The organism is Roseateles sp. P5_B10 (assembly GCF_056400485.1).
In genome coordinates this window covers 1-6,689 of the sequence record NZ_JBFULE010000254.1, presented here as the reverse complement: position 1 = coordinate 6,689, position 6,689 = coordinate 1, and the positions used below count along the sequence as shown (strand labels likewise).

Annotated in this window: 7 protein-coding genes; 1 reads left to right on the top strand and 6 read right to left on the bottom strand. The window is 70.5% G+C overall.

Annotated features, from left to right (window positions below):
* A partial coding sequence (locus AC1DU6_RS16030; protein ID WP_477858265.1) for an OmpA family protein occupies positions 1–445 on the top strand: 445 nt, incomplete at its 5' end.
* A gap of 189 nt (positions 446–634) precedes the next feature.
* On the opposite strand, the gene AC1DU6_RS16025 is transcribed toward AC1DU6_RS16030, so the two are convergent.
* From AC1DU6_RS16025 to AC1DU6_RS16000, 6 genes are all read right to left on the bottom strand, one after another.
* Positions 635–1,042 carry a DUF4280 domain-containing protein gene (locus AC1DU6_RS16025; protein WP_057297205.1) on the bottom strand — a complete coding sequence of 136 codons (408 nt, stop codon included), beginning with the start codon at positions 1,040–1,042 and terminating at the stop codon, positions 635–637.
* 171 nt (positions 1,043–1,213) lie between these two features.
* The gene (locus tag AC1DU6_RS16020; protein ID WP_056194126.1) at positions 1,214–1,963 is read right to left on the bottom strand and encodes a PP2C family protein-serine/threonine phosphatase; all 750 of its coding nucleotides are present in this window, start codon (positions 1,961–1,963) and stop codon (positions 1,214–1,216) included.
* 10 nt (positions 1,964–1,973) lie between these two features.
* A complete protein-coding gene (tagH, locus tag AC1DU6_RS16015; protein ID WP_477858263.1) occupies positions 1,974–3,737 on the bottom strand; it encodes a type VI secretion system-associated FHA domain protein TagH in 1,764 nt (587 codons plus the stop codon).
* Between the two features lie 61 nt (positions 3,738–3,798).
* On the bottom strand, positions 3,799–4,605 hold the full coding sequence (locus tag AC1DU6_RS16010; RefSeq protein WP_157281236.1) for a hypothetical protein: 807 nt from the start codon (positions 4,603–4,605) through the stop codon (positions 3,799–3,801).
* An 11-nt stretch (positions 4,606–4,616) separates the two neighbouring features.
* On the bottom strand, positions 4,617–6,356 hold the full coding sequence (locus tag AC1DU6_RS16005) for a hypothetical protein (protein ID WP_477858261.1): 1,740 nt from the start codon (positions 6,354–6,356) through the stop codon (positions 4,617–4,619).
* The coding region (locus AC1DU6_RS16000; RefSeq protein WP_477858259.1) for a DUF4123 domain-containing protein at positions 6,356–6,689 on the bottom strand (334 nt) is incomplete at its 5' end. The genes AC1DU6_RS16005 and AC1DU6_RS16000, both read right to left, overlap by 1 nt.

Here is a 6,689-nt window from a genome sequence, read left to right as displayed (position 1 = left end):
GGGCAAGACCGTGCCCACGGCAGAGTCCATCGCCGAAGGCCTGTTCCCTGACGACAAGTGCAAGGAACTGGAGGCTTCGGGCTTCAAGTGCATGGGCTTCAAGCCGGCCATCAAGTACTCGCTGCCGGCCACGGCCTTCAAGGTGGGCTCGGCCGAACTGCCGCCTGTGCTGAAGAAACAGCTCGACGTCTTCGCCGACGTGCTCAAGACCAAGAAGAACAGCGACCGCAAGGTGCGCGTCATCGGCCACGCCGACGCCTCGGGCACGCCGCAGGCCAATCAGGCCCTGTCCATCAAGCGAGCCGAGTCGGTGCGCGACTATCTCGTCAGCAAGGGCACCGATCCGGCCTTGCTGGTCATCGAAGGCGTGGGCTCCAAGGACCTGAAGAATCCCGCCAAGCCCAACGCCGACGAGAACCGCCGGGTGGAGATCGGGCGGAAATAAGAAGCCCCTCGTCCGGTCTCGCCGCGCTGAACGCGGGCGTGCCCAACCGGTCCCCCGAGGGGACGGCGATGCTTGCGGCATTGAGCCGCAAGCACATTGCCCAGCGGGCCGGCTTGGGAGCGGCCCGGCGCTCGGCCCGAAAAGAGAAAGCCGCCCGTGGAGGGCGGCTTTCACTTTAGGATTTCCCGTTCAGGGCACCATCTCGGTCATCTGACCGGGTGACACGATGCTGACGACGCCGGCATAGGCGCACATCAGCTTGGAGGTGTTGTTCAGCACCGGCATATTGGCCAGCATGACGGTCGGGGCGCCTGGCACCCAGGGCGCGGGAAAGACCGGCACGCAGGGCATGGGCGTCAGCGTGAACACGCCCTGCGCCGCCGCCGTGGCGGCCGCGGTGGCTGCGGCGACCGTCGGGTTGGCCATGCTCTTGCACGGGCCGAAGGGCTGGATGTTCACCATGGGCTTGTTGTCCATGATGTTGGCCGCAAACTGGTTGCTGGTCTTCATCTTGTTCAGCGGCAGCACTTCCAGCGCGCTGGGCTTGGAGCCGAAGGTGCACATCAGCTGAGCACCCTTGCAGACATGTTGAGGCATGGCGCTTCTCCTTAGGCGATAGGGCCTGAGTATTGCGGGCCGAGCGACGGGCCGCTCCCTAGCCGGCCCGCGTTGGCGACTAGCTTGCGGCTCAATGCTGCAAGCGTCGCCGTCCCCGCGGGGGACCGACCGGACGCGCCCGCGTTCAGCGCGGCGMGACTGGGCGAGGGGCTAATCATTCTTGAGCCAGAGGGCCAGGCCGGTGAAGTTGTCGTGGTTGGGCTTGTCGGCCGCGGCCAGCCGCACGCGCTGGCCGAGGTCGTTCAGCCAGGCTTGCGGCTCTGCCGCAAAGGACAGCGCGATGGCGATCTCGTCGTCGGTCAGCCATTCCCACAGGCCGTCGGTGCACAGCATCAGGGCCTCGCGACCCTCCAACGGCCAGGGTTGGGGCGCGACGCTGATGTGCAGATCCTCGCCCTGGGTGCCCAGGGCCGAGTAGAGCTCGCTGCGCTTGGGATGTACCCGAGCACCGGCCTCGTCAAGCAGGCCGCCGTCGATGAGGGACTGCACCAGGCTGTGGTCGCGCGTGCGCTGGGCGAGAACGCCATCGCGGAAGGCATAGAAGCGCGAGTCGCCGCAGTGGCCCCACAGCGCGGTGCGCTCCTGCAGGTCGATGGACAGCACGACCACCGTGGAATGCATATTGCGCAGCTGCGGGTTGGCGGCGCGCTGGGCGAGCAGCTCGCGGTTGGTGTCCGCCAGCAGGGCTTCCAGCGCCTGCGGGTGGTGGGCGGGCAGGCTGGCATAGCCCTGCAGCACATGGCTGACGGCGAGCTTGGACGCGATGTCGCCGCCGCCATGGCCGCCAGCGCCATCGGCCAGCACACAGCACAGGTAGCGCTCGGAATGCCAGTGGCCGCAGGCGTCCTCGTTGTAGTCGCGGCCGCCCTGTTCCGACATCAATGCGAGCTCGATTTGCACGGGGCTCCTTCTATCGTTGTTCTTGCTCAAGCGCGTCGAGCTGCGCTTCATAGGCGCGCAGGAACTCGCGCCCGAAGACCTGGTGGAAGTCGTCCGACAGTTCACCGGCGATCTGCTGGTATTCGTTCTGGAACACCGACCAGAGCTGGGCCTTGCGCGCCGCGGGCAGCAGGCTGGACAGCACCGACTTCTGCGTCAGCCGCGATTCCAGCTGAGCGGGGTCGAAGCGCTGCAGCAGGCCTTCGAGCGCGGCGCGCATGCCGGCCAGGAAGGCGAGTTGGTGGGCGCGCAGGTCGTCGAAGGCGTCGCGCAGGGCGCGATGGGGTTCGATGAAGCCGCGCACCGACGGCCCGAGCAGGTGGCCGAGCGCCACCTCGGCCGTGGGTGAGAACTTCAGCGGGTTGTTTTCCTTGGCGACGATCATGGTCGCCTCGGCGCGTACTTCGCGCTTCAGGGCCGCACGAGCGACCAGCAGGTCCACCGTGCCGCGCGCCGACTCGTGGACGAGCTGGCCCAGCAAGCGCATGAACTCGGGCGTGAGACCACCGGCCGGCAGGTTGGGAATCCCCAGGCCTTCACGGAAGGCGGCCAACAGGGCGGCTTGATCGGCAGGCATGCCTGGAGCCATGGGTGTGGGCTGGGCGACCGGTGCTGCCATGGCCGGCGGCGGGGGCGGCGGCATCAGCGGTGCGGCGGGCGCTGCCACGGGCGCGGCGGCTTCGGGCTTCTTGCCCGCCCGGATGATGGTGCGGCCCTCGCCGGCGCTGTCGTTCCAGGACACGACGGCGCCCGACAGCGTGCCGGATGGATCCAGGGCATTCAGCGCAGCCATGGAGGCGGCCGGCGGCCGGGGCCGCTGGCCCGTCGATGTCGACGATGCCGGCGCGTTGGGCGCAATGAAGGGCCGGTTCAGCTCCGAGGTCGTGTCTGGCAGCGCCTGCCCGGCCGCGGCGGGCAGCATGCCCAGGGCCTGCATCGGGTCGGCATGGCCCGCCATATTGGGCTGGGCGACGGCCTCGCCGAGCAGGGATTGGGCCAGCGGGTTGTTGCTGGCGGGCGTGGGCGCGCCCAGGCCGAACAGCATGTCCAGCGAATCGCCGCCGGCACCGCGGCCACTGCTGGCGCCGGGCAGGTCGGGGATCAACGGTGCGGGTGCGCCGGCGCCCAGGTCCAGGCCARGGGCACGTGCGCCGGCCGAAGGCGCCGGGGTGGCTGCCTGCCTGGGTGCGGCCACCGGCGCGAAGGGGTCCCAATCTGCCGGGATGCCGCCCATCGCCGCGGGCGGTGGCGGTGCGGTGAAAGACGGCGCCGGTGCGGGCGGAGCGGGAGGATTGGGGCCGCCGAAAAGGCCGAGCGGGTCGGCGGCCGCCACGTCACGCCGAATGCCCGGCTGGGTCAAAGCCGTGGCCGGTGCCATGCCGAAGAAGTCGGCAAAGGGGTCGGCCGCAGCGCCGCTGGGGCTGCCGGCTTCGACGACGAGGACATAGCCGCCGATCTGGATCTGGTCGCCCGGCTTGATGGCTGCCTCGCGGCCCTTGCCGAGCTGGATGCCGTTCACGCTGATGGCATTGCTGCCCTGGTCGACGATGCCGAAACCGCTGCTGGCGCGGAACAGCACGCGGGCGTGCACGCGCGAGATCGTGCGCTCGGGGTCGGGCAGCACCAGCTGGTTGGTGTCCGCGCGGCCGATGTCGCCGCCGAGTTCGTCGAACTGGGCGGACAGCGGCTGGCTCACGGGCAGCCCGTTGAAGGTGGTGACGTTGAGGCGAATCATGGTGAGCGATTCTCAGCGCGGCATGGGTCTGCGACGACCCCTGCAAAGCGGGTATGGATGCTCATCTGAGCACATAAACCTTGCCTTCGATCAGGGTCAGCCGCAGCGGCCATGCGATGTTGCCGAGCGTTGCATCGTCGTTCTGGCTGCTGAGCACCGGGGCGCCCAGGGGATTGAGGCATTCCAGCAGGCGCCCGCCGGCCACCACGCGCAGCAGCAGGTTCTCCGTCGTGGGCGGCTGCAGCGTCGCCAGAGCTCCAGCCTGCCAAAGCTGCTGCACCTGCTCGCGCAAGGCGGTGACGCCTTGGCCGGCAGGGCGCTGGTAGGCCTGGTCGACCTCCTCCAGCTTGAGGCGGCAGGCGGCGAGAAAGCTGTCGGGGTTGCCGCGTGAAAGGTCGAAAGCGAGGCGCTGCACGGCGGCGAGCACGGTCTGGCGGTCCTGCGGGCCGGGGTTGAGCACGGGGGCGTCCAGCCAGCGCCAGCGCGGGAAGCCAACCGGCAGCTCCAGGTCCTGGTGCACGACGGTGGGCGCCTCGAAGCCCTGACCCTCCTCGATGCCCCAGGCCACCTCGGCCAGCACGCGCACGGCCTCGTCGGCCAGGCTCTTGCCCTGGCGCAACAGCACGAGGCGGGCACGCGCCTGGGCGGCGCGCGCGGCCATGCGGGGTTGGGCGGGTGCGTTCGGCGCGGCCACGGCCTGCGCGATGGGCGGCGGCGCGACGACCAGCGTGATGCGGTTGCTGCCGTTCTGCAGGTATTCGTGCACCGTCACCGACTGACTGCCCGCGCCGGCCGGCAGGCTGAGCACGGGCACGCCGTTGACCTGCACCTCGACGGGCTCGCCGCTGGTCTGGACGTGGAGGCACATCAGGCGGTCCATCAGCCGGCGCTCCAGTCGATGAGCGTGATAGCGGGCAGCAGCTCGCGCTGCTGGCGCTGAGTGCCGCCGAGCGGATCCTGGCGCAGCAGGCAGACATTCACCGGCTCGAYCGCCAGGCGGTAGAACCATTGCTGGCCGCGGCCGTCCGGGCGCGGGCGCAGGCCGCATTCGCCGACGACGGCGCCGCGCAGCGGCTCGGCCAGCGGGCCGGCCGACAGCAGGGCCGGCTGGCCGTTGGCAATCGCGTCGAGGCTCAGCGTGAAGGGGTGGCGCCAGGACGCCTTGGCTTGCTCCAACGCGGCGCCGTCAGCGAGGCTCATGCGCCACTCGCTGCGGCCCTGGGCGCGCAGGCTGACACGGGCTCGGCTGCCGAGCCAGTCGAGTTCGCCGCTCAGGCGCAGGTCCAGCACCAGGGCGGCAAAGTCGATGGCGCCCTGCACGCGCAGCGCGACGGCGCCGCCTTTTTCGTGTTGCCAACCCCAGGTGATGCCGGCCTGGCCGACGAGGGGCGCCAATTCGGCCTCCATGCGGCCGCTGCTGCCGGCCATCTGGCGAGACCAGGCGATGAAGAGTTTTTCGAGCCCGGCGCGGCTCAACGGCTGGAGCGTCTGCCAGGCCTTCAGCCAGGCCGGTGCGGGTTCGGTATGGCCATCGGCTTCGAGATGGCAGGCGGTACCGGCCGCGTTCAGCAGCGGGGCTTCGCCTTCGACGGGCCAGGCCTGGGCGGGCAGTGCGCCATGCCTGACTTCGACAAGGCGCTGCGTGGCGGCATGCACCTGCAGGCCGAGCTCGATGCGGCCCAGTGGCGCGCCCGCGTTGCGGATGCCGCAGCTGCTGATGCTGACGCTCTGCACATCGGGCGGCTCGCCGTGGGCGATGCCGGCGGGGCCGAGCTTGGGGTCGGGCGGCGGGCTGGGCGGCGCATGCAGCGTCAAGCTCAGGCGAGCAGTGTCGGCGCCGCGCCAGGTCAGGCGGCCGGCGCCGGTTGCATGCAGCACGTCGGGATGATGGGTGTCACAGGTGGCTTCGGTGCTGACCGCGAGCTGCAGCCGCGCGCTCGCGCCTGCGCCCACGGCGCGGCTGAGCACCGGCAGCAGGCGGGGTTCTTCCAGCGGTGTGGACAAGGTTTCTGGCTGCGGCGCCCAGGGCGCCAGGTCGACGCGCCGCCAGCTGCCGTCCTGGCCCTGGTAGGCCTGCAGCGGTTTGGGCTCGGCGACGGCGAAGGTGATGGCGGCGAGATCGCAGGCCTTGGGCCGGGGCGGCGGCGGCTGGTCGAGAAAGATGGCTCGGCCGCGCGCTGCACGGCCGAGCCCCGCTTCAACGGCGGCCAGGGCCTTGTCGTAGCCGGCGGGTGTCATCGCGTCGCCGGTTGGGGCGGCCTTGGCGGCGCGGCGCACCAGTTCCTCGCGGGAGCGATGGGTGAGCTGGTGAAGGCGCAGCGTCGGGCTCAGCGTGGCGTCGGCAGCAATGGCCGCTGCCCATTCGAAGCGCGGCTTGGCCTCGAAGCCCGCGCCCCACAGGCAGCACAGCGAGGCATAACGGGCCAGCTCAGCGACATGGCGCAAGCCGATTTGCTGTCCGTGCTCCAGCGCCACGTCGATGAAGGCTGGCCAGCGGGCCTGGAGCTGTTCGGCGACCTCGGGCCAGGCGCTGCCCAGCAGTTGCAGCAGCTCGCGCGAGTCGCGCTTGAGCTGCAGGGCCTCGACTTTTTCCAGCTGATCCGCGTTGAGTTGGAGCATCAGTTCACCCGCTCCCGGGCTTGGCTGTCCAGCACGCCGTTCAGGCGCTGCCACCAGGTCCAGCGCTTCGCGGCCGGGCAGACAAGCTGCTGCCCGGCCGCGAAGAAGGCGTCGAGCTGCGACGGCGCGAGGCCGGGCAGCAGCAGGGCCAGCAGCTCGGGGTCCCACCAGCGCCAGGGCCGGCGGCGGCCCTCGGGCGTGCGCACCTCCGCGAGGTCACGGCTGTGCTCGCGCATGGCGAGCAGCGGCCGGTTGGACGTCATCAGCACACCCCATCCCTCGAAGGCGGTGCAGGCTTCACCGAGCAACCAACGGGTGAGATCGGCCTCGGGT

Excerpts from the sequence above, each read along its gene's own strand:
- AC1DU6_RS16025 (WP_057297205.1), bottom strand. The coding sequence starts at position 1,042 with ATGCCTCAACATGTCTGCAAGGGTGCTCAGCTGATGTGCACCTTCGGC.
- AC1DU6_RS16010 (WP_157281236.1), bottom strand. The coding sequence starts at position 4,605 with ATGTGCCTCCACGTCCAGACCAGCGGCGAGCCCGTCGAGGTGCAGGTC.